This window comes from Mesorhizobium sp. WSM4884 (genome assembly GCF_029625675.1).
GTDB lineage: Bacteria > Pseudomonadota > Alphaproteobacteria > Rhizobiales > Rhizobiaceae > Mesorhizobium.
In genome coordinates this window covers 62,122-82,779 of sequence record NZ_JARTVO010000014.1, presented here as the reverse complement: position 1 = coordinate 82,779, position 20,658 = coordinate 62,122, and the positions used below count along the sequence as shown (strand labels likewise).

The 20,658-nt window shown below is 65.4% G+C and carries 21 protein-coding genes and 1 pseudogene; 10 read left to right on the top strand and 12 right to left on the bottom strand.

Translation table 11 applies throughout. From position 1 onward, the window contains the following. The first annotated feature begins 24 nt into the window (after window positions 1–24). From P9236_RS21225 to P9236_RS21205, 5 genes are all read left to right on the top strand, one after another. Window positions 25–1,089, top strand: a complete 1,065-nt coding sequence (locus P9236_RS21225) for a UDP-glucuronic acid decarboxylase family protein (protein WP_278076486.1) — start codon at window positions 25–27, stop codon at window positions 1,087–1,089. Next, window positions 1,086–2,210, top strand: coding sequence for a UDP-glucose 4-epimerase GalE (gene galE, locus P9236_RS21220; RefSeq protein ID WP_278076485.1), 1,125 nt, complete (start codon window positions 1,086–1,088; stop codon window positions 2,208–2,210). Before P9236_RS21225 ends, galE begins: the two co-directional genes overlap by 4 nt. Window positions 2,211–2,681: 471 nt before the next feature. After that, window positions 2,682–3,599: a lysylphosphatidylglycerol synthase domain-containing protein gene (locus tag P9236_RS21215; protein WP_278076484.1), complete on the top strand. Its 918-nt coding sequence runs from the start codon at window positions 2,682–2,684 to the stop codon at window positions 3,597–3,599. A gap of 5 nt (window positions 3,600–3,604) precedes the next feature. After that, entirely contained in the window at window positions 3,605–4,681 is a 1,077-nt protein-coding gene (locus P9236_RS21210) for a glycosyltransferase family 2 protein (RefSeq protein ID WP_278076483.1), read from the top strand. Window positions 4,682–4,712: 31 nt separating this feature from the next. Then, window positions 4,713–5,714 (top strand): NAD-dependent epimerase/dehydratase family protein, encoded by a 1,002-nt coding sequence (locus P9236_RS21205; RefSeq protein WP_278076482.1) that lies wholly within the window; start codon window positions 4,713–4,715, stop codon window positions 5,712–5,714. A gap of 72 nt (window positions 5,715–5,786) precedes the next feature. On the opposite strand, the gene P9236_RS21200 is transcribed toward P9236_RS21205, so the two are convergent. Continuing rightward, window positions 5,787–6,662, bottom strand: a complete 876-nt coding sequence (locus P9236_RS21200) for an AraC family transcriptional regulator (RefSeq protein ID WP_278076481.1) — start codon at window positions 6,660–6,662, stop codon at window positions 5,787–5,789. A gap of 54 nt (window positions 6,663–6,716) precedes the next feature. On the opposite strand from P9236_RS21200, the gene P9236_RS21195 reads away from it, so the two are divergent. The 3 genes from P9236_RS21195 (at window position 6,717) to P9236_RS21185 (ending at window position 9,637) form a co-directional block, all read left to right on the top strand. Next, entirely contained in the window at window positions 6,717–7,895 is a 1,179-nt protein-coding gene (locus P9236_RS21195; RefSeq protein ID WP_278076480.1) for an amidohydrolase, read from the top strand. 142 nt (window positions 7,896–8,037) lie between these two features. Next, window positions 8,038–8,475, top strand: coding sequence for a hypothetical protein (locus P9236_RS21190; RefSeq protein WP_278076478.1), 438 nt, complete (start codon window positions 8,038–8,040; stop codon window positions 8,473–8,475). Between the two features lie 4 nt (window positions 8,476–8,479). After that, window positions 8,480–9,637 carry a hypothetical protein gene (locus P9236_RS21185; RefSeq protein ID WP_278076477.1) on the top strand — a complete coding sequence of 386 codons (1,158 nt, stop codon included), beginning with the start codon at window positions 8,480–8,482 and terminating at the stop codon, window positions 9,635–9,637. A gap of 29 nt (window positions 9,638–9,666) precedes the next feature. Here the strand turns inward: P9236_RS21185 and P9236_RS21180 are convergent, their stop codons facing one another. The 9 genes and pseudogenes from P9236_RS21180 to P9236_RS21140 form a co-directional block, all read right to left on the bottom strand. Beyond that, window positions 9,667–9,972 (bottom strand): addiction module antidote protein, encoded by a 306-nt coding sequence (locus P9236_RS21180; protein WP_278076476.1) that lies wholly within the window; start codon window positions 9,970–9,972, stop codon window positions 9,667–9,669. A gap of 1 nt (window position 9,973) precedes the next feature. After that, window positions 9,974–10,262: pseudogene (locus tag P9236_RS21175) on the bottom strand (type II toxin-antitoxin system RelE/ParE family toxin). 52 nt (window positions 10,263–10,314) lie between these two features. Further along, a complete protein-coding gene (locus P9236_RS21170) occupies window positions 10,315–11,316 on the bottom strand; it encodes a Rieske 2Fe-2S domain-containing protein (protein WP_278076475.1) in 1,002 nt (333 codons plus the stop codon). Next, window positions 11,313–12,458, bottom strand: a complete 1,146-nt coding sequence (locus tag P9236_RS21165; RefSeq protein WP_278076474.1) for a GNAT family N-acetyltransferase — start codon at window positions 12,456–12,458, stop codon at window positions 11,313–11,315. Before P9236_RS21165 ends, P9236_RS21170 begins: the two co-directional genes overlap by 4 nt. Further along, complete coding sequence (locus P9236_RS21160) at window positions 12,455–13,711, bottom strand: F390 synthetase-related protein (protein ID WP_278076473.1); 1,257 nt, start codon at window positions 13,709–13,711, stop codon at window positions 12,455–12,457. Before P9236_RS21160 ends, P9236_RS21165 begins: the two co-directional genes overlap by 4 nt. After that, window positions 13,708–14,541 (bottom strand): MBL fold metallo-hydrolase, encoded by an 834-nt coding sequence (locus P9236_RS21155; protein ID WP_278076472.1) that lies wholly within the window; start codon window positions 14,539–14,541, stop codon window positions 13,708–13,710. Before P9236_RS21155 ends, P9236_RS21160 begins: the two co-directional genes overlap by 4 nt. Beyond that, entirely contained in the window at window positions 14,538–15,521 is a 984-nt protein-coding gene (locus tag P9236_RS21150) for an NAD(P)-dependent oxidoreductase (protein WP_278076470.1), read from the bottom strand. Before P9236_RS21150 ends, P9236_RS21155 begins: the two co-directional genes overlap by 4 nt. Window positions 15,522–15,523: 2 nt before the next feature. After that, window positions 15,524–16,513 (bottom strand): 3-oxoacyl-[acyl-carrier-protein] synthase III C-terminal domain-containing protein, encoded by a 990-nt coding sequence (locus P9236_RS21145; RefSeq protein ID WP_278076468.1) that lies wholly within the window; start codon window positions 16,511–16,513, stop codon window positions 15,524–15,526. Between the two features lie 98 nt (window positions 16,514–16,611). Then, entirely contained in the window at window positions 16,612–17,559 is a 948-nt protein-coding gene (locus tag P9236_RS21140; RefSeq protein ID WP_278076467.1) for a LysR family transcriptional regulator, read from the bottom strand. Window positions 17,560–17,664: 105 nt separating this feature from the next. Here P9236_RS21140 and P9236_RS21135 point away from each other — a divergent pair, with 105 nt between their 5' ends. Next, window positions 17,665–18,258, top strand: a complete 594-nt coding sequence (locus P9236_RS21135; protein WP_278076465.1) for a nuclear transport factor 2 family protein — start codon at window positions 17,665–17,667, stop codon at window positions 18,256–18,258. 70 nt (window positions 18,259–18,328) lie between these two features. Here P9236_RS21135 and P9236_RS21130 read toward each other — a convergent pair whose 3' ends face one another. Continuing rightward, the gene (locus P9236_RS21130) at window positions 18,329–19,165 is read right to left on the bottom strand and encodes an alpha/beta fold hydrolase (RefSeq protein ID WP_278076463.1); all 837 of its coding nucleotides are present in this window, start codon (window positions 19,163–19,165) and stop codon (window positions 18,329–18,331) included. Window positions 19,166–19,283: 118 nt separating this feature from the next. Between P9236_RS21130 and P9236_RS21125 the strand changes: the two genes are divergently transcribed. Next, window positions 19,284–20,249, top strand: coding sequence for a LysR family transcriptional regulator (locus tag P9236_RS21125; protein ID WP_278076462.1), 966 nt, complete (start codon window positions 19,284–19,286; stop codon window positions 20,247–20,249). Here the strand turns inward: P9236_RS21125 and P9236_RS21120 are convergent. Next, a complete protein-coding gene (locus P9236_RS21120; protein ID WP_278076460.1) occupies window positions 20,200–20,649 on the bottom strand; it encodes a DNA polymerase III subunit chi in 450 nt (149 codons plus the stop codon). The two genes, P9236_RS21125 and P9236_RS21120, sit on opposite strands and share 50 nt — an antisense overlap. Between the last annotated feature and the right edge of the window lie 9 nt (window positions 20,650–20,658).

The following is a 20,658-nucleotide window of genomic DNA, read 5'->3' as shown; positions in this document are numbered from 1 at the left end:
GTGTGTTGCGAATATGAGGACGCCATGGGTAGGGTCGTCAGGATTCTGAAGCTCGATAGCAGGTCGGGACGCAGGCATGCGGATCGCGCTCGCGCGCTGGTTGCCGGCGGAGCGGGTTTTTTGGGTTCTCATCTGTGCCAAAGGCTGCTGGCCGATGGATATGAGGTCATCGCGCTGGACAATTTCCACACCGGCAAAAGATGCAATCTTGCCGGCATAGGCCGCGATTCCTCCTTTACCTGCATCAAGCACGACATCGTCGACGAGCTGCCGGCGGATTTCGCCGTAGACGAAATCTACAACCTCGCCTGCCCCGCCTCCCCACCGCACTACCAGCCCGATCCGATCCACACGTTCAAGACCAGCGTACTGGGCTCAATCAATCTTTTGGAGCTCGCCAGGCGATGCAACGCCAAGATCTTCCAGGCCTCGACTTCCGAGGTCTATGGCGATCCGCTGGTGCATCCGCAGCCGGAAGGCAATTTCGGCAACGTCAACACGCATGGTCCCCGCTCGTGCTACGATGAGGGCAAACGCTCGGCCGAAACGCTGTTCTTCGATTATTCGCGGACATACGGCATCGATGTCCGTATCGCGCGCATCTTCAACACCTACGGCCCGCGCATGCGGCCCGACGGTGGCCGCGTGGTGTCGAATTTCATTGTCCAGGCGCTGCGCGGCAAAGACATCACCGTCTATGGCAGCGGTACCCAGACGCGCTCCTTCTGCTTCGTCGACGACCTGATCGAGGGGTTCGTGCGCCTGATGAACGTGCCTCTGGGGCTGCAGCATCCGGTCAATCTCGGCAATCCCGTCGAGTTCACCATCATGGAATTGGCCGAGCTGGTGGTCGACTATACGAATTCCCGCTCACGCATCGTGCACCGGCCTCTGCCGGTTGACGACCCAAGGCAGCGCAAGCCCGATATCGCCTTTGCCAGGCAGTATCTCGGCTGGGAGCCCAAAGTCACGCTCAGCGAAGGACTTGCCCGTACGACAGCCTATTTTGAAACATTGCTGGGCAGCGGTCGCCCGCTCGCTGCAAAGCGGAGCAGCCGCCCGTCCCTCAGGGAGACTACGGCGCCATGACCTCGCGCCCCGTTCTGGTCACGGGTGGCGCCGGCTTCATCGGCAGCCACACTTGCAAGCTGCTCTCGGCGGCCGACTACCTGCCCGTGGTCTACGACAACTTAAGCCGCGGCAACGAGAAGGCGGTCGCCTGGGGTCCGTTGGTGGTCGGCGACATCCGCGATCGCAACGCATTGCAGCGGGCAATCGTTACGCACCGACCGGAGGCGATCATTCATTTCGCCGCTCTTGCCTATGTCGGCGAGTCGGCCCGCGAGCCGGCGGACTATTATTCGACCAATGTCGGCGGCACGATCGCGGTGCTGGACGCGGCACGGGCAAACGGCATCGACAAGGTGATATTTTCCTCGAGCTGCGCGACCTATGGCGTGCCGCAGGCGCTGCCGGTCGACGAGACCTCGCCGCAGAAGCCGATCAGTCCCTATGGCCGCAGCAAGCTGATGGGCGAAGAGATCATCAGGGACTACGCCTCGGCCTATCACCTGAAATACGCGATCCTTCGCTACTTCAACGCTTGCGGCGCCGACCCCGAAGGCGAGCTTGGCGAGTGGCACACGCCCGAAACCCATCTCATTCCCAGGGTGCTGATGGCAGCGTCCGGCATGATCGGTGCGATCGAGGTCTTCGGCACCGACTACGCGACGGCGGACGGCACCTGCGTGCGTGACTACATCCATGTCAACGACCTCGCTCGTGCGCATCTCAAAGCGCTGGTGCATCTGGAAGCCGGCGGCAGGAGCCTGGCGGTCAATCTCGGCACCGGCCAGGGCCTTTCGGTCAGGGAGATCCTCGAAGCCGTCGGGCGTATTACATGTCGCCCGGTACCGGTGGTCTACAAGGCGCGGCGTCCGGGCGATCCAGCCGAGCTTTACGCCGATCCGAGCCTGGCACGGGAGAAGCTCGGCTTCGTGGCGAAATCGTCCGACATCGACACCATCATCAGGACGGCCGCGCCCTTCTTCGGGCTGGGGCCGATCCTGAAGCCGAAGGCATTCAACGCGTCCGCAGCCGTTCGCGCGCACGGAGCGCGCCGCGTGCCGGCGACGCCACGAAAAAACGCCAGCCCGCAAGGGCTGGCAGTCGTCCCCGTTAGTAGTGTGTCGGGGCGCGGGGCTCGCTGAGCCGGTCGAAGACTTGTCTCAGCGAGCCTCCTGCTTGACCCGCGAGCAGTCCCAGGAAAAGTGCGGAAGCGCTGTTCCGGGAATCGCTTTGGCAGGCTGTCGAAGAAACTCCATTTACGGGCGATGAAATCTGCTTCGTCGCCGCCGGATTTGCGGTTGATAGAGCCGTCAGGTCGGATTTCAGCCCAACTCGACCTGCCGAACCGGACCGACGGTCCCGCCCGCCCAGCAGGCCAAACCAAGTATGTGGATTTGAGCAAGCCGCTGGTCTATAGGATCAGCCGCTTATGATGGAGCAGAGACGTTGAACGGGCCGAAGATCGGCGAAGGCTCGGAATTTTGGCGACCCCGCCACGCCGTCGGAAACGGGCAAGACAAGCGGCGATGCAGTCCGATCACCGGCCGCGCGGCGGATTTCGAAGTCAAAGCGATTGCCCGGAAAGCGATGGTCGACGCCACTTGGAGAACTGATTGAAGCGAGCATTCTCGATAGTCGTCACCCTGGCGCTGCTGGCATGGCTTGCCGGCGACTCGCGCTGGAAGATGGTGGGCGATGCCTTCGCCAGCATCACGCCCGGCGCCTTCGTGGCGGTGACGGCCGCGCTGTTCGTCACTTATGTGCTGCGCGCGCTGCGCGTCTGCGACGAGTTCCGCGACGAAGTGAACGGCCGCTTCGGTGCCTGCCTGCGCGTCATCCTGATCCACAACGCGATGATCAACGTGGTGCCGTTCCGCGGCGGCGAGACCGCCTTCCCGATCCTGTTGCGGCAGGTGTTCGGCATTTCGATCGTGCGCGCCGGCGCTTCGCTTTTGTGGTTCAGGCTGCAGGATGCGTTCGTCGTCGGCGTGCTTGCCTGCCTGGTGTGGCCGAGCCTGCATCCGGCGCTCAGGGCCGCGGGCATCGCTGCGCTGATCGCCGTCGCCTGGTACCTGCCGCGCTGGGCGCGCGCGCCGCATGACTGGGCAGGGCGCGGCAGCATCGTCTCGAAGCTCGGCAAGCTGCGCGACATCTTCACCGAGGCCACCGGACGCTCCCGCTACGGCTGGTGGTGGACAGTCGCCAACTGGACACTGAAGCTTGCCGTGCAGGGATGGCTGCTTGCCATGCTGCTCGGCACCTCCTTCCAGACCGCCTTCCCCGGCGCCGTCGGGGCCGAGGCCGCCGCCATCCTGCCGGTGCAGGGCGTCGCCGGTTTCGGCACTTACGAGGCGGGCGCCGCGGCGGCACTGCTCTATTCCGGCATCGCCATGAAGGACGGCCTGCAGGCCGCGCTTGCGCTGCATCTCTTCATCCTCTGCTCGGCGGTCGCCACCGGCGCCATCGCCTGGCTGTTTCCCTCGAAATCGACGCTGCCGGAGAGCCCGGCCACGGGGCCCGCAAGGAAATGACCGCCATGAACGTGCTTCCCATTCCTGTCACGGGACTGCCCGAGGGCGCCGTCATGCCCGAGCACAAGCTGTCCATCGTCATTCCGATGTACAACGAGGCCGACAATGTCGAGCCGCTGCTGGTGCGCATTCACCAGGCGATGGAGAATTACGGCCAGCCATGGGAAGTCGTGCTGGTGGACGACGGCAGCACCGACGCCACGCCGAACGAAATCCGCAGGCTCGCGGCCGAATACGGCCCGCACGTGCACGCCGTGGAGCTGGTGCGCAACTTCAAGCAGACCGCCGCCATGCAGGCAGGCCTCGACGCCGCCCGCGGCGACGTCATCGCGACGCTGGACGGCGACCTGCAGAACGACCCATTCGACATACCGCGCATGGTCTATCGCCTGCTGACCGAGGACCTCGACCTGGTCGCCGGCTGGCGCAAGAACCGCCAGGAAGGTTTCTGGATGCGCCGGCTGCCGTCGCGCATCGCCAACTCGCTGATCGCGCGCGTCACCGGCGTGCGGCTGAAGGACTATGGCTGCAGCCTGAAGGTCTTCCGCGGCAGCGTCATCCGCAGCGTGCGGCTCTATGGCGAAATGCACCGCTTCATCCCGGCATGGCTCGCGACGGTGACGACGCCGCGCCGCATCGCGCAGGAAGTGGTGACGCATCACGCCCGCATCCACGGCCAGTCCAAATACGGCATCTCGCGCACTTTCCGCGTGGTGCTCGACCTCGTCTTCATGTTTTTCTTCATGCGTTACCGCACCAGGCCCGGCCATTTCTTCGGCGGCATCGGCATCGTGCTCGGCGTGCTGGGTTCGCTGGTGCTGGCGTATCTGTTCGGCCTGAAGGTGTTCTTCGGACAGGACATCGGAACGAGGCCGATGCTGTTCACCGGCTTCTTCCTGGTGATCGCCGGCCTGCAGATGGTGACGTCGGGCGTGCTCGCCGAAATGCTGTCGCGCGTCTATCTCGAAGCCAACGGCGCGCTCGCCTATGTGGCGCGCCCGCAGCCCGCGCATGGCGAAGGCGACGGCTGGCACCGGCCGAGCCCGCCGGCCGGCGCCAAGAAAAGCACGCGCCGGAAATGATCCCGCCCCTGCCCTCATCGGAGGTCCGCGCATGACCATCCTGGTGACCGGAGCCGCCGGCTTCATCGGCAGCCATGTCTGCCGGCGCCTTCTCGCACGCGGCGACACCGTTGTCGGCGTCGACAACATGAACGCCTATTACGATCCGGCGCTGAAGGCGGCGCGGCTCGCGCTGCTCTCGGATCACGAAGCGTTCTCGTTCCACCAGCTCGACATCGCCGAGCCGAGCGCGCTGGCGGCGAAACTGAAGGGCGAAAGGGTGAGCGGCATCGTTCATCTCGGCGCCCAGGCCGGGGTGCGCTACTCGCTCGAAAATCCACGCGCCTATATCCACGCCAACATAGTCGGCCACCTCGAGGTGCTGGAGTTCTGCCGGGCGCTGCCCGGAATCAAGCATCTGGTCTATGCCTCGTCGAGCTCGGTCTATGGCGGCAACACAAAGGTGCCGTTCGCGGAGGGCGACCGCGTCGACGATCCGGTGTCGATCTATGCGGCGACCAAGAAGGCGGACGAGCTGATCAGCTCGACCTACTCGCATCTCTACGGCCTGCCACAGACCGGGCTGCGCTTCTTCACCGTCTACGGCCCCTGGGGGCGCCCGGACATGGCGGCCTGGATCTTCACCGAGGCGATGCTCGCCGGCAAGCCGATCCGCGTCTTCAACCATGGCGAGATGTGGCGCGACTTCACCTATATCGACGACATCGTCGACGGCGTGCTTGCGGTGCTCGACCGGCCACCGCCAGCAAACGGATCCAGGCATCTCATCTACAACATCGGCAACAGCCAGCCGGTGCATCTCGGCCGCTTCATCGAGACGCTGGAAAGCCTGCTCGGCGTCAAGGCGATCCGCGAAAACCTGCCCATGCAGCCCGGTGAGGTCGAGAAGACCTATGCCGACACCGGTGCGCTGGAGCACGATTTCGGCTTCAAGCCGAAAGTGCCGATCGAGGAGGGACTGGCGAAATTCGTCGACTGGTATCGGCAGGAATGGCGGCCAGAGGGCAAGAGGCAGCGCGCGCGGCCGCGCTGATCCTCTCGACACCGGCTCACCACGCCCCGGGCGGCGACGGCTATTTCGGTTCAGCGCGCGGCACGGGCGGTCTCAAGCGGCGGCGCGCCAGGCGCCGGGCGAGAGGCCCTTGATCGTCTTGAACACCCTGGTGAGATGGCTCTGATCGGCGAAGCCGGTCGCGGCGGCGATCTCGGCGAGCGGCATGTCGGTCCTGATCAGCGCCGACGCCGCACGGATGCGGCGGTCGCGCAGATATTGTCCGGGCGTCATGCCGGCGGCGCGGTGGAAATCGCGGATGACCTGGAAACGGGTGACGCCTGTCGCAGCAGCCAACCGAGCGAGATCGAAACCGGCCGAAAGATCGGCCGCGATCAGCTCGCGATAGAGGCGGAAGCGCCGTGTGGTTTCGCCGCCGTCTGAAGCGCGGTCGCAACGCTTGCCGTCACCGAAGCGGCCGACGAGCTCGCCGAGCACCATCAGCATCGCCGTTTCCTGGTCGAGCGCCTGTCCCGCCAGTCGATGCGCCTGGACGAAGGCTCGTGCCAGTTCCGGTGCATGCACGATCCCTTCGCCGAATATCGGCAATCCCGGCAGCTCCAGGTCGTCGGCGATTTCGGCCATCAGCGTGGCGTCGGGATAGCAGGTGCGGTATGCCCAGCCGGCGGACGCGCCTTTCTCGCCGTCATGCGGCTCTTCCGGATTGACGATGATGATCGAGCCCGCCGGCGCCAGATGCCGGCGGCGGCCGATGCGTAGCTTCTCGATGCCGGCCACCACGACGCCGAACACCCAGGTCGGGTGCGTGTGCAGCGCATAGGCATGGTCGCGATAATGGGCGGCCAGCATTTCGAGGCCACCGAGGCCCTCATGCCGCGTCAGCTTTGCTGCCTCGCATTCTCTTTGCTCGCCGGCGTCGCTCATGCCGGAAGCCTTGTCGAAACCGCCCTGCCCGTCAATCCCGTTCAAGACGCAAGCGGGGAACATCGGCAACATCGCCGCAAACGAAGCGGAGATAAGACGATGCGGGAAAACGACAGGATAGCGGCGATCGTGCCAGACGTGATCGGCTGGCGGCAGGCGATCCACGCCAATCCGGAACTCGGCTTCACCGAATATGAGACGGCGGCTTTCGTCGCGGCGAAGCTGAGGGAATTCGGCCTCACCGTCCACACCGATGTCAGCGCGACGGCCGTGGTCGGGACGCTGACGAAAGGCACGCGCGGCAGAGCGATCGCGCTGCGCGCCGAGCTCGACGCACTGCCGATCGAGGAAGCCGCCAATGTCGCCTACGCCTCGCGCAACGGCGGCGTCATGCATGCCTGCGGCCATGACGGCCATGCCGCCATGCTGCTTGGGGCGGCCAAGCTGCTCGCCGAGAGCGAGAGTTTCGACGGCAAGGTGGTGTTCGTCTTCCAGCCGGCTGAGGAGGTGCTGGGCGGTGGCAAGAAGATGATCGAGGATGGCCTGCTGCGCCGCTTTCCGGTCGACCAAGTGTTCGCCGTGCACAACTGGCCGGGTTTCCCGGAAGGCCATATCGGCGTGCGCGCCGGACCGCAGATGGCGGCGGTCGACGATTTCGAGATCGTCTTTCGCGGCAGCGGCTGCCACGCCGCGATGCCGCATCTGGGCGACGATCCGCTGCTCGCCGCGGCAAGTTTTGTCACCGCGATCCAGCGGCTGGTCTCGCGCAGCGTCGATCCGCTGTCGCCGGCCGTGCTGTCGGTGACGCAGATCCATGGCGGCCGCTTCAACAATTTCGTGCCGGGCGAGGTCAAGGTCGAAGGCACCTGCCGCTTCTATGACCGCGCGCTTTCCGACCATTGCGCCGCCGAGATCGAGCGCGTGGCGCAGGCTTGCGCCACGATGCACGGCGCCAGCGCCGAACTCACTTACAGGCGCGGCTATCCGCCGGTAGTGAATCCGGCGCATGGCGCGGCGCTCGCGGCGCAAGCCGGCGCGGATACAGTCGGCGCCGAGCGTGTCGCAACCGAGTTCCTGCCGAGCATGGGTTGCGAGGATTTTGCCTTTCTGCTGCAGGGCGTCGGCGACGGTGCCTATGTCTGGATCGGCGCCGGCGATGTCGGCCCAGGCGCCGGGCTGCATGGCGACCGCTTCGTCTTCAACGACGCCATCGTGCCGATCGGCATCCGCTTCTTCCTCAACATCGTCCAGCGCGCGCTGCCTGTCGGCGGGAAGTAGCGCGATTGCTAAGCAAGAAAGCGAGCTTTCGGTTTCCAGCCATCTGTTTTAGACGCTGTTTGACTTCGCGAGGCAATGGCAAGATTGTCAATCGCCAACACCCACTAGCCGCCCCGAAGTGATTGCCGGTGAGTTTCCTACCATGAACAAGATTTTCGGTGCGGTTTCGAGCTTGATCGCATTGTTTTTTGGGGTGTGCTGCAGTTCGGCATCCCTGGCCGATAGCGACTTTCTCAGAGTTTCAATCAAATGCCCGGATCACCCTGGCAACGGCGTCTTGGAAACGATCAACGAGAACCCCGAAGGCAATCAAACTCGAATTTCGTTATTCTACACCAATGGTCGGGTGGAAAGGGTCGTAGTCGCGCACTCAGATGACGGCGCAGCCTTCAAAGAACTATTCGCGCTTGATCGAGCCACAAGCGAGACAACGAGGGAAGCTCCGGCATTTCACAGCTTCGAAAACGGTGGCACTGAGCTATTTCGTTTCTACTGCGATGCGGAGCCCGAAGCGAAGGCGCGCTATCTGAACCTTCTACGGGCCAATCGAGACATACTTCGACAGCTGAAAGGCGGTTGACAGGGTGGCAGCGCCCGACCAAACCGTGCTGATCACCGGGGCGCGTGCGCCGGTGGCGCTGCATCTGGCGCGCCTGCTCGACGGCGCCGGCCGCCGCGTCATCCTGGCCGACAGCCCTGCCCGGCCGATCGCTGCGGCAAGCAAGGCCTGCGCGCGTTACCATCGGCTGCCGCCGCCGCGTTTCGAGCCTGAGGCCTACGCCGAGGCGGTCGAGGCGTTGGCGCGGGCTGAAGGTACAGATCTCGTCATCCCGACTTGCGAGGAGGTGTTCTATCTCGCGCTGGCCTGGCGCAGCCGGGCGATCCCGGCCCAGTTGCTCGCGCCGGATATCGAACAGCTGGCGAAGGTGCACAACAAGCACGCCTTTATCCGGTTGGCCGAAGGCCTCGGCCTGGCGGTGCCGGAGACAACGCTCCTCAGCTCACGCGACGATCTGGAAGCGGTACGCGGCCGCTCGCGCGAGCTGGTGTTCAAGCCGGTCTGGTCGCGCTTCGCCAGCCACGTGCTGTTGCGTCCGACGCCGGATTTCCTCGACGCCGTCGCCCCCTCGCCCGCCATGCCCTGGGTGGCGCAGCATTTCGTCGACGGCGACGAGATCAGCGCCTATGCGGTGGCGCGTGAGGGCAAGCTCAAGGCGCTGGCGCTCTACCGTTCGCCTTATCGCGCCGGCAAGGGCGCCGGTATCTTCTTCGAACGGGTCGGGGATCAGGCAGCGCGCGAACTGGTCGAGCGCGTCATCGCCGGCACGTCATGGACCGGGCAGATTTCCTTCGACCTGATACGCGAGGCGAACGGAAGGGTGTTACCGCTGGAATGCAATCCGCGCGCCGTCAGCGGCCTGCATTTTTTTCGCGATCCGGCGCGCTTTGCCGACGCGATGCTGGAAGACGGGCCGGAAGTGATCCCCGACGTCATCGCGCCGCAAACGGTGCGGCTTGCGATGTGGGTTTATGGACTCCGAGCCGCTTTGCGTTCAGGCGGCCTCGGCGGCTTTCGGAAGGCCATGTGCGAAGGCCAGGAACTGCTCGACTGGCCCGGCGACTCCGCGCCTGTGAAGGCGCAGTGGCTGGCGCTGGCCGAGATCGCCGGCGTGGCCTGGCGCCAATGGATCAGCCTGCAAGCGGCTTCGACGCGGGACGTCGAGTGGAATGGGCCGGGTTAGCTTGACTGACCCAAGGTCTCCTCAATCCGTCATGCCCCGAGCGAATTGGGACTGGTTGGTTTTGCATAAAGTTGCAGACCCAGCGCTTTGGTGACTCCCAGCAGCGTGCTGAGGCGCGGATCGCCCTTTTCGCTCAGCGCCTTGTAAAGCGCCTCGCGAGTAACGCCGGCTTCCTTCGCTACGGCTGTCATGCCGCGAGCACGCGCGATGATGCCGAGCGCGTGCGCGATATAGGTTGCGTCGCCGGTCTCGAACGCATCAACGAGAAGTTCAGCCTGGGACTCCGCGTCGTCGAAATATTCAGCGGCATCGAATGGTGTGGTTTTGAGAGCCATGTCAAACCTCGCTTGCCATCTGCTTGGCTTTTTTGATGTCCCTGTCCTGAGAGGATTTGTCGCCTCCGCAAAGCAGGATGATGACCGTGTTGCCGCGCCGGACGAAGTAGACCCGGTAGCCTGGGCCATAGTCGATCCGAAGTTCACCGATGCCTTCAAAGAAACTTGGCGTCTCCCAATAGGCCCGCCTCAACGCGGATGAGTCGCTGAGCGATCTTTCTGGCAGCGCGGATATCCGTGAGGTTCCGCAGCCATTTCCTGAATTCGTCGGTCTGCCGGACCTCGATCATACGTAACCTATAATTCACAGATCTGAGCAAATCAAGCTGTGTAAACTATAATTCACAACTCGATCTGATGCACCCTCGGCTCACTCGCCGCAGGCGGCATTTTCCGTCCCATGATCGCCGCAATGTCGCGGCGCAGGAAATCGAGCGGGCCGATCACCGGTAGCGCCTGCGGCGCGAAGCGGGCGTTGTCGCTTGCCGATTTCAGCACGCGACGGTCCTGATGCAGCGCGATGGTGAAGAGCGGCTTGAAGGCGAGTGCCTTCAGCTCGCCGAGCAGACCCTGGCGCCGGCCGATCAGCCAGCCGACGCCCTCGACGGTACGCTCGTCGGCCTGGCGCAGATGGAAGGTCGTGGCGAGCACCAGCCCGTCCCTGCCCCAATATTCGAGCTCGGCGATGCCGGGATGGCGGAAGCGGCCGATGGTTTTCACCCGCTCGCCTTCCAGCAGCCGGCTGATCAGTCCCTGCTGACGATCCTCGCCGGTGTAGCAGGCCTCGACCCAGCCCTCGCCGCCCGTCACCTCGACCCGCACCAGATGGCGCTTCGAGGTCAGGCCGCGCAGCAGGCGCTTGTGGGTGAAATGGGTGTGAGTGGCGTCGAGGATGTTTTCGGCGACATCGATGACGGTCGACTGCGTCGATGATCGCACCCGCCGCACGTTGACGCCCTTGCCCTGCATGCAATGGAGGTAGGGTTCGCCCCGCGGCACGCCGGACGAGACAAAGACGACAGCGTCGCGCTCGATCGCTGCGTAGCGGCGCACCCGGTAATGCGGCATGGTGCCGACATGGCCGGGAATGGCGGTGCAGCGGCCTTCGCCGTCATAGCGCCAGCCATGGTAGGGGCATTCGATCTCGCCGCCGACCACCTTGCCGGCCGACAGCTCGACCAGCCGATGCGGGCAGCGGTCGAAAAGTGCTGCAACGCCTCGCGCCGAGCGGAATAGCACCAGCGGCGCGCCATCGAGCAGGATGCGCTTCGGCCGCTTGCCGATGTCGGCCGACAGCGCCACCGCCTGCCAGTGATCCTTCGCATGATCCCGGCGCTCGCTCACAGCTCGAACCTCCTCAGCAGGGGAATGCCAATTCCCGCCAGCACCGCTTCCATGATGCGGATCGCGACACGCTTGCGAAACGGAAGGTGCGCGGCGTAGACCGCGTTGTACTCGATCGCGGCAATGGCGCCGCGCAGGCGCTTGAAGCTTGCGGCGCCGGCGCTCATGTTGAAGAACAGGTCGCGCGCGCTGGCATGGTCCTGGCCCATCGCCATCACCATGCGATAAAGCCCCTCGCCGAGCGGCAGGCCGGTGTCGTAGCCGACGATGGGCTGGGTGAGAGTGCCGCCATTTTCGAACAGACCGGTGACCGCGACCAGTTCGCCGCCCGGGCGGCGCAGGCCGGCAAGGCTGATGATGCCGCGCCGATGCATCTCGGCGATGTAGCGGGCCGTGTAGTGCGGATTGAGCGGCGTGTATTTTTCCAGATAGAGCATGTTGTAGAGCTGCTCGGCGCGCGCATAGTCGGCCTCGGTGAAATCGGCATCGCCGATCCGCTCGAAGGGCGTGGTACCGAGCTGCTTGCGGTCGCGTTTCAGGTTCTTCGTCATGGCGGGCGCGGCGCCGCGATCGGCGAAGATGTAGATCTGCCGCGCCGCCAGCATGCGAAAGCCCTCCGCCTTCAGGACGGCGATGCTCGCCGTATCGGCGATCTCGTTCAGCGATCGGATGACGATGGCGCGGTCCGGGAAACGCGCGACCAGCGCCGATCTGAGTGCGGCAACCGTTTGCCGATCAAGCAGCGGCACCGGATTGGTGGAATAGAGCCAGTTGTTGGCCTGCACCTGATGGTCGAGGCCGCTTGCCCTGACCAGCGGCGCGCAGGCGCCGATCAGGGCCGCGAGCGCGCGGCGCAGCAGCGGGTGGGTGGCGAAGTTGCGTGTCTCGTCTATCGCGTAGTCGATATAGGCGCTGGACGGACAGCAGATATAGCAGTTCGGCGCTTCACTGGCATCGTTGAGCGTCAGCGGGAACGTCCGGCCCGCGACCTCGAAGGTCTCGACCCTGGTCGTCAGGTTGGCGACGAGGTCGCCGACCGGTATCTCGTCGAACAAGTGCACGAAAGCTTCGACCTTGGCCGGATTGTTTTCGACCCGGTCAGCCTGCTGGACCGGCTTTTCCGCGACGGCCGTCCGGCTCATGACGCGCGCTCCAGCCGGCATTCGACGCGACGCAGCTTTCGGCTTGTTTCCAGCGACAACGAAGTGCGGACGAGATCGACCGTCGCATCGGCCTTTCGCGCTTCCAGCAGCACGCGCACCGCCTGATGAGCGGCGGCTGCCGCCTCGTCGGCGAGTGCCGGCGGAAGCCTGAGCTCGATCCAGTCCGGCGCAATCTGGACGAGCCGAAAATCGTCGATGCGGCGGTCGGCTTTGAGCACGGCGTTGCGCAGCACGTCCGGCGTGATCAGGATCGGACCGCCATTCGAGGGCAGGCGGAAGACATCGTCCATGCGGCCGACGATCTCGTCCACGCAACGCAGCGGTGAGCCGCAGCGGCAAGGCTGACCGGAAAGCCGCAGCAGGTCGTTCATGCGGTAGCGCGCCATGATCTGCATGCGGCGGCGGAAAGCCGTGACCAGCGGCGTCACCAGCCCCTCGCCTGCCGGCTCGAATTCGAAGAAGACGGAGTCCTCGGCAAGGTGCAGGCCGCCCTGCCGGCAGGTCACGGCGAACAGACCTTCGGTCGCCATGTAGATCTGGTCGAGCGGCAACCGGAAGAAAGCTTCTATGACAGGACGGTCGACCGGATCGAGCGTCTCGGCGGCGGAGAAGATACGCTTCGGCTGGAGCCGGAAGCCTTCGATCGCGAGGTGCCGCAAGATCTTCGGCGGCGCGATGATCACTGTCGGATCGAAGGTTTCCAGCGCCGCACGCCAGTGCTCCGGCCCGAGCGTCAAGTCGAAGAAGGCGAGCTTGATCAGCCGCGACTTGCGGGCGCTGTCATAGAGCCCGTTGTTCTGCGGCAGGATCACAGCGACGCGCATGCCGCGCCAGAGAAGATCGGGTGCCGTCTTGGCGAGGATCGTGCCCAGCCAGCGGTATTTTTCCGCCTCGGAGATCACGAACAGGCCGCGATTGCCAGACGTGCCTGTGCTGGCGCCGACCGTAAGCGAACCGGCGCGGCCGTCGCGCGCCAGCGCCGCCCAGGCCTCGGCGGCGGCAAGGCCATGGATGTTGAATTCGTCGAAGCGCACCATCAGCAGCGCCTTGTCGGTGACCGGCAGATCGGCGAGACGGGCCGGCGCCTTGCCGTAAAATGGCGCGCGCGGCAGGTCGCGGTCGAGGAAGCGGCGCAAAGCCGCCGCCTGCCAGCGTTCGAAGTCGGCGCGGCTCTTGCGCGAGACCCGGCACGTCAGTGCAAAGGAACCGACCGCTTCCGCGAGAGCGTTCATGCCGCCTCCGGATCGCTCAATGAGAGATCGTAGGATGTCGGCGCAGGGTCATGGCAGAGCATCACCTCGCCGCCAGTGGCGAGGAAGCGGCAGAGCATGGCGCTGGTCGGCTCGATCGCCGCGGCATCCTCGGCAATCAGCGTTGCCGGGAAGCCGGGCGTGCGGTTTTCCGTCAAGGCGGCGAGCAGCCATTGCACGTCGACGGCATAGAGCAGCGGCCGCTCGAGGCCGGCAAACAGCAGGCCGAACTGGCCATCGGCATGTCCAGGAAGATCGACCGCGATCACGCTGCCGTCGCCGAAAAGGTCCGTGCCGCCGGGGAAGCCGTCGCGCGCGTAGACGCCCGGCTTGGAGGACAGGCCGTCCAACCGCGTTTCGAAATCCGGCGGAAAGAGCTCGGTGAAGACACCGTGGCGCAAGTTCTCTCGCGACGTGCGTGCCTTGACCCGCGCCCAGGCCGCGCCGCTGGCGATGAAGCGCGCCTTGGGAAACAGCGACAGGCCGGAAATGTGATCGGCATGGAAATGGCTGACGATGACGGTGCGGATGTCACCGGGCGACAAGCCGAATTGCTGCAGCACCGGCAAGACCTGTTCGGCGGGATTGAGCTGAGGCTTCAGCAGCGCGCCGTAGAGCCGCAGCATCCGGCCGCGCCGCCCGCCGGTGAGCGCCTCCGGCGTGTAGCCCGTGTCGACCAGCGCCGGACCGGCGACGGGATGAAAGATCAGCCCGTAGCGGACGCGCAGCCGCACGCTCCGCCACGACCCACCGCGCAGGATCAGCTGCTCGGCGGCGCTGACCCAGGCACTGTTGGCGAAGACGATCTTCATAGCGTGGCCCTGCCGGCGAAGGTGCGATCGAGCCCTTGCTCGAAGGAAACCTTTGGCGCCCAACCGAGCACGCGCTTCGCCTTGGAGAGGTCGAGGCTCTGGGCATAAGCGAAGAGGCCGAGTCCGTAGCGGGTGACCGGCGGCTCGGGCCAGCCGGGCAGCCGAGGCGCCACCGCTTCCATCACGCCGGCCGCCAACATGGCCGGCAGCAGCGGCATCGGCCGCCAGCGCGCCCCAATGCCGGCGCGGGCGCAGGCCTCGTCGGCGATGCAGCGCACCGGCAGCACCTCGCCGCCGGAGATGTGGAATATCTGGCTCTCGGCCTCCCCAGGGGCCGAGAGCGCCGCCATGACCGCATCGACGACATCGTCGACATGGGTGAGATCGATCGCGGCCCGGCCGCCGCGAAACAGCGGCAGCGGCCGGCGCTTCGCCGCCTTGGTGAGACGCGGCAGCAGCGCGCGGTCGCCGGCGCCATAGATGCCGCGCGGCCGCAGCACCACCGGATGGATGGCCGGCGCGGCAAGCACGAGCTTCTCCGCCTCGCGCTTGGTGCGTGCGTAGTGGTTGACGGGCTCCGGCAAAGCCGCGTCCTCAACAAGATCGAGCTGGTCGCGAAAGGCAAAGCAGACGGACGGGCTGGAAATGTGCACGAAACGGCTGACGCCTTGCCGCGTCGCGAAGTCGAGGAGGTTCCGCGTCGCCGTAACGTTCGCCGCCACGAAATCCTGCAACCGGCCGAAGGGCGCCGAGAGCGCGGCGCAATGGATGATCCGTTCGACCTTGCTAAGCCTCGGATCGAACACGCCGTCGAGCGGCCGTGCGAGATCGTGGCGGATGATGCGATGGCCGGCGGCTTCGAGCGCGGCGCAGCGTTCCGCATCGCGGCCGAGCCCGAGCGCCAGCGTACCGGATGCTGCCAGCCGCCGGAGCACATGAGAGCCCAAGAAACCGCTGGCGCCGGTGACGAGGACGACCATGGTCAGGCTTCCAGCGCCATGCCGCCGAACGACACGCCGGCCGACGTGCCGAGGAAGAGCAGCTTCGTGCCCGGCGCCGCACGGCCCTCGCGGCGCGCGACATCGAGCGCGAAGGGGATGGAGGCGGCGATCTGGTTGCCGAAGCGAGCCGCGATGTCGACGAGCTTTTCCGGCGCGAAGCCTGTCTGGCGCGCCATATGCGCGAGCGCGAACGGGCTCGCCTGATGCGGCACGACGAGATCGACGTCGTCATGCCGCCAGCCGGCACGCTCAAGCAGTGCCGAGACGAAACCGTTGAAATGGCGGGACGTCAGGCGGAACAGCTCCTTGCCATCCATATGGAACAGGCTGTGGCGGGCGAATTCCTCCGGCTGCTTGCGGAAATCGAAGCGCGTGCCGCCGGAACCGATACCGCAGGCCTCCCAGGCGGACGGATAGGTGCGCATCAGGCTGGCCGCCAGCCTGCCCTCGCCGGGCTCGGCCCTGCGCAGCACGGCCGCCGCCGCGCCGTCGCCGAAGAGTGCCGCGACCTCCGGCGCGTCCCGCCAAGGCAAAGCACGCGAGGCGACCTCCGAGGAAAACACCAGCGCCGTCTCGCATTGGCCGGCTTCGATCATCCGGCCGGCCGTCTCGAAACCGGTGAGGAAGCCAAGGCAGGTGCTGTTGACATCGAAGGCGGCGGCCGAGCCGTCGGCAAGGCCGAGGCGCTGCATGACCAAAGGCGCCGTCGCCGGCAGCGGCTGGTAGGGCACGCCGCAGCCGCCAATGATCAGATCGACATCGCTTGGACCGAGCCCAGCGTCGTCGAGCGCAAGACGCGCGGCGGCGCAAGCAAGATCAACCTGCGATTCGGCCGCGCAGACATAGCGTTGAACGACACCGGTGGCGGCCTCGAGCGTGCCCCGGCGGAGGCCCAGCCTCTCCTCCAGCGCGCGCGTGCTGATGTATTCTGCCGGCACCGCGCTGCCGGTTCCGACGATCCTGATCCGCATCCTCCCCCCGCGGCGTGAACTTACGTCAGCCTATTCTATAGGCGGATCGGGCGCGATGAAGGCTTTTTTCGAGCCGGCAGCCGGCAGGATCAAAAGTATTAGACTGCTTGCCCCGCCTGCTCCAGCTGGCCGATGAGCCAGGCAATGCCTGCGTCCATCATGGCGACCTTCGGCACTATGGCGCTGATCCGGAAACGCGGCAGTTCCATGGGCGCCTCGACGGCGACCACGTCGAATCGCGGCGCATGCATGGCGACGAACCGGCGCGGCAATGCCGAGATCAGATCGGTCTCGGCGAGCACGGCGAGCGCGAACATGAAATTGGGGACGGTGAGTGCGATGCGCCGCGACAGGCGATGCTCGGCCAGCGCGGTGTCGACGAATCCTGTCGTGTCGCCCGCCTGCGACACGACGAGGTGCCGCATGGCACAATAGGCCCCGATACCGGAATCGCCAGCGAACGGATGCCCAGTGCGCATGGCGATGACGAAGTCCTCTTCATAGAGGGTGCGCACAAGGAAGCGCTCCGGCATGTCCCCCACCGGAAGCACCGCGACATCCATCGCCCTTGCCTCGAGATCGGCGATGACATCGCTCCAGGCAAGAGCCGGCGACGGCTCGCCTTGCCTCGGCAGCAACTGGCGAACGCTGATGTCGATGCCCGGCGCGCTTCGCCGCAACGCTTTGAGCAGCGGCGGCAGGAAGACGGACGAGGCCTCGTCAGGCGCGCCGATCGCAAAGCGGCGCCTGGAGCGGGCGGGATCGAAGGGCTCGACGCTGGCAATGACGCCTCTCACCTGAGCCAGGATCTCGGCCACCGGCGTGGCGAGTTCCAGCGCACGGTCGGTCGGCACAACGCCCCTCGGCGTCCTCAGAAACAGCGGATCGCCGAGCAGGCCGCGTAGGCGGCCGAGACCATGACTGACCGCCGATGGCGACAGATTCAGCCGCATCGCCGAGCGGCCGACATGACGCTCTTCGATCACGGTCTCGAACAGGACCAGCAGGTTGAGATCGACCCTAGATAGATCAATTTCGTGCAGCATATTACTGAAATCATATCACTAGATTCATGTCGATTGAAGTGAGATCCCTCTGCCGATCGGAACGGGCGATAACCGGATCCGTCCGACCCAATGAGGAGAAACGCGATGTTCAAATCCACGAAAAAAGCCGGCAAGGTCGCCGCGCCGCTCGACCGAAAATCCCGGAGCAAAGCCGTTTCGAGGCGGTTGGCGATGGCGATGCCGCTCACCCTGCCGTTGGCGATCCAGGCGCCCATAAGCGATGCTGCGCCCCAAGCCGCCATGGACGACGCCACGCTGGCCGAGCTTCTGGTAAGGGCCGAGGCTGCCAGTTCGGCCTTCGTTAGAGGGGATATGAAAGCCTACCTCGAGCTCATCAAGATTGCGCCCGACTTTACCCTGATGCAGCCGTTCGGAGGCCCGTTCACAAGGGGGTTCGACACCAGCAGCGAGCATCTCGCGCAAATTGCCAGCTACTTCCAAGACGGCGAGGTCAAGATGGAGCTGGTGCAGTCCTATGTATCGGGCGATATGGTCGTTCTGGCCGTGATCGAATGGGGGCATGGTAAGGTCGGCGGCCTGCCGGATCAGGAATGGCCGCTCCGGGTCACGCTGGTGTATCGCCGCGAGGGACCCGACTGGCTGCTGCTGCACAGGCACGCCGATCCGCTTGTCCATAAAATCACCCTGGAGCAGTTGGCCGCGCTGGCTCGCGGCTGACAAGCCGACGACCTGCATTCCGGACGCATGGCCGGCGTCCGGAAATGCCACTCGCGTTCATCAGTGGTAATCAACCGGCCGCCCGTAAGGCTCGAGCTGCGGAGCTGCCGTGCTCCACGGCGAGGAAGCGCGTTATCGCCTCCATGAATTCGGTGGGGCGTTCGACGTTCAGCAGATGAACGCCCGGGAGCAGTACAAGCTCGGCGCCGGGAACCGTCGCCGCGATCGCCTCGCTGTGGCTGGCGAGCGTCACCTTGTCGTCAACACCGCCGATCACCAGCGTCGGCGCGGTGATCAGTGAAATCGGGCGGCGCAGGTCGGCGTCGCGCACAGCGGCGAAGCATCCGGCAAGTCCTTGCGGCGACATTGCCAGGATCGCGGCCTGGAATTCCTCGACCGTCTCGTTCTCGCCGGCGAGCATCGAGGGCGGGAACCAGTTGCGCATGAACATGTCGGCGGTCGCCGACAGGTCGCTTGCCGCAAGCACGTTGCGTATCTGCTCGTCGAAATAGGCCGCGGGTCCCAGATGCGGCGAGGTGTTGGAGAGAACCAAGCGCTCGATCCGCTCCGGCGCGTGGATGCCCAGCCACTGGCCGACGAAGCCGCCGAGCGATAGGCCGAGGAAATGCACGCGGGGGAACCCGAGGGAATCGAGCAGTTCGAGCACGTCGCGGCCCAGCCGGTCGAGCGAATAGGCGCCGGCCGGCGCATCGGAACCGCCATGGCCGCGAAAATCGTAGCGCAAGACCCGGAAGGATTTGGCGAGTTCAGCAACCTGGCCGTCCCACATGTGGAAGGTCGTGGCGATGGAATTCGACAGCACAAGCACCGGCCGGTTTTCCGGCCCGTCGAACCTGTAGGCGATGCGGGTGCCGTCGCCCGCCGTGAAATGAAGCGTTTCGGTCATTTCGTCCTCATCTTGATCAGGCGGGAGGTCGTCCCGCGTCGTTTCGATGAGGACGTTAGGTCTGGTTACTATCGAAGAAAATTACTATGATTCGACAATCTCTGTAGGATGCTACGACATGCACGATTTGAAGCTCCACGATCTGAGGTGCTTCGACGCCGTGGCGAGCGAGGGCAGTTTTCAGGCCGCCGCGCTTGTCCTGAGTCGGACGCATCCTTCCGTCTTCGCCGCGGTCGCACGACTGGAAGAGCAGCTCGGCCTCACCCTGCTCGACCGCAGCGGCTATCGGGTGAGCCTGACGGATGCAGGCCGGCAGTTCCATGCCCGCGCCCGGCTGGCGCTGCGCGAGCTCGAACATCTCCAGAGCTATGCCGGCCAGTTGGCGAGCGGCGAGGAAACCGTCCTGCGCGTGGTGATGGGCGACGTCTGCCCGAGGCCCAGAATACTCGGCCTGCTCAGCCACTTCTTCGCCGAGCGGACCCGCACGCGCCTGCATCTAGAGTATGAGGCGATCAGCGGGCCGATCGAACGACTGACGGACGCCGAGGCCGATCTCGTCTTCCATCGCGCCAATCCGTCCGATCCGCAGCTCGAGCGGATCGATCTTTGCCGGGTGAACTTCGTGCCGGTGGCGGCACCGGGCTTCCTGCCCTTCGACAGAGAGCATGACATCACCCCGGAAGCGATGCGGCCCTTCACCCAATGCGTGATACGCGATACCGCGCGGCGCGCCTCGCCAGAGAATTTCTTCGTCATCGACGGCGCGCATTCCTGCTCGACGCCGGACCATATGATGAAGAAGGAGCTGATCCTTCACGGTCTTGCCTGGGGCCATTTGCCCGAATGGCTGATCGAGGACGAGCTTCGAGACGGGAGGCTGATCTCCATCGCCGGCAGGCATATCCCCGGCCGCACCGAAACCGTTGCCGCAGTGCGGCGCCGCGACCGGCCGCACGGGCCGGTGGCCGAGGCGCTGTGGCTTTATTTGCAGGAGCAGGACGCGACCAAACCCTACAGAATCGGAGCAGCGTTCCTTAAGCCTTGCGCTCCCAGCGCCGGTCAGGCGTCTGCTGCCAGTAAGTGACGGCGTGACCGGCTTCCTTCATCGTCTTCCAGTGGCCGCGCGCGCCTTCGAGCTGTACCGCGTCGTGGCCGTCGAACAGGAAGACCGCCCGCTCGTAGCCGGAGAGGTCCGGCGGGGTCGCGCCATCGACGAGGAAGCGGATCTGGGCGGCGTTCGGGTTGCCGTCCCCCGTGGTCAGCAGGATCGGCTGCTCGGCCGGGTATGCCTCGCGGTCGGTGGCATGCGCCAAGAAGGAATCGTCGCGACAAGTCCACAGATGCTGGTCGAGCGCGTCGCGCCGCTCCTCGGTTCCGGTCTGCACGACGGCGCGCCAGCCGCGCTCGACGCTGCGCTCGAGCAGGCCAGGCAGCGCCTCCTCGAGCGTCGATTCCGTCAGATGGTAGAAGAGGATGTCGGCCACCTCGAAAGC

What these genes read in the sequence shown, in the direction of transcription:
- P9236_RS21225 (WP_278076486.1), top strand. Translation starts at nt 25, where the DNA reads ATGGGTAGGGTCGTCAGGATTCTGAAGCTCGATAGCAGGTCGGGACGC.
- galE (WP_278076485.1), top strand. Translation starts at nt 1,086, where the DNA reads ATGACCTCGCGCCCCGTTCTGGTCACGGGTGGCGCCGGCTTCATCGGC.
- P9236_RS21210 (WP_278076483.1), top strand. Translation starts at nt 3,605, where the DNA reads ATGAACGTGCTTCCCATTCCTGTCACGGGACTGCCCGAGGGCGCCGTC.
- P9236_RS21205 (WP_278076482.1), top strand. Translation starts at nt 4,713, where the DNA reads ATGACCATCCTGGTGACCGGAGCCGCCGGCTTCATCGGCAGCCATGTC.
- P9236_RS21195 (WP_278076480.1), top strand. Translation starts at nt 6,717, where the DNA reads ATGCGGGAAAACGACAGGATAGCGGCGATCGTGCCAGACGTGATCGGC.
- P9236_RS21190 (WP_278076478.1), top strand. Translation starts at nt 8,038, where the DNA reads ATGAACAAGATTTTCGGTGCGGTTTCGAGCTTGATCGCATTGTTTTTT.
- P9236_RS21180 (WP_278076476.1), bottom strand. Translation starts at nt 9,972, where the DNA reads ATGGCTCTCAAAACCACACCATTCGATGCCGCTGAATATTTCGACGAC.
- P9236_RS21165 (WP_278076474.1), bottom strand. Translation starts at nt 12,458, where the DNA reads ATGAGCCGGACGGCCGTCGCGGAAAAGCCGGTCCAGCAGGCTGACCGG.
- P9236_RS21160 (WP_278076473.1), bottom strand. Translation starts at nt 13,711, where the DNA reads ATGAACGCTCTCGCGGAAGCGGTCGGTTCCTTTGCACTGACGTGCCGG.
- P9236_RS21155 (WP_278076472.1), bottom strand. Translation starts at nt 14,541, where the DNA reads ATGAAGATCGTCTTCGCCAACAGTGCCTGGGTCAGCGCCGCCGAGCAG.
- P9236_RS21150 (WP_278076470.1), bottom strand. Translation starts at nt 15,521, where the DNA reads ATGGTCGTCCTCGTCACCGGCGCCAGCGGTTTCTTGGGCTCTCATGTG.
- P9236_RS21145 (WP_278076468.1), bottom strand. Translation starts at nt 16,513, where the DNA reads ATGCGGATCAGGATCGTCGGAACCGGCAGCGCGGTGCCGGCAGAATAC.
- P9236_RS21140 (WP_278076467.1), bottom strand. Translation starts at nt 17,559, where the DNA reads ATGCTGCACGAAATTGATCTATCTAGGGTCGATCTCAACCTGCTGGTC.
- P9236_RS21135 (WP_278076465.1), top strand. Translation starts at nt 17,665, where the DNA reads ATGTTCAAATCCACGAAAAAAGCCGGCAAGGTCGCCGCGCCGCTCGAC.
- P9236_RS21130 (WP_278076463.1), bottom strand. Translation starts at nt 19,165, where the DNA reads ATGACCGAAACGCTTCATTTCACGGCGGGCGACGGCACCCGCATCGCC.
- P9236_RS21125 (WP_278076462.1), top strand. Translation starts at nt 19,284, where the DNA reads ATGCACGATTTGAAGCTCCACGATCTGAGGTGCTTCGACGCCGTGGCG.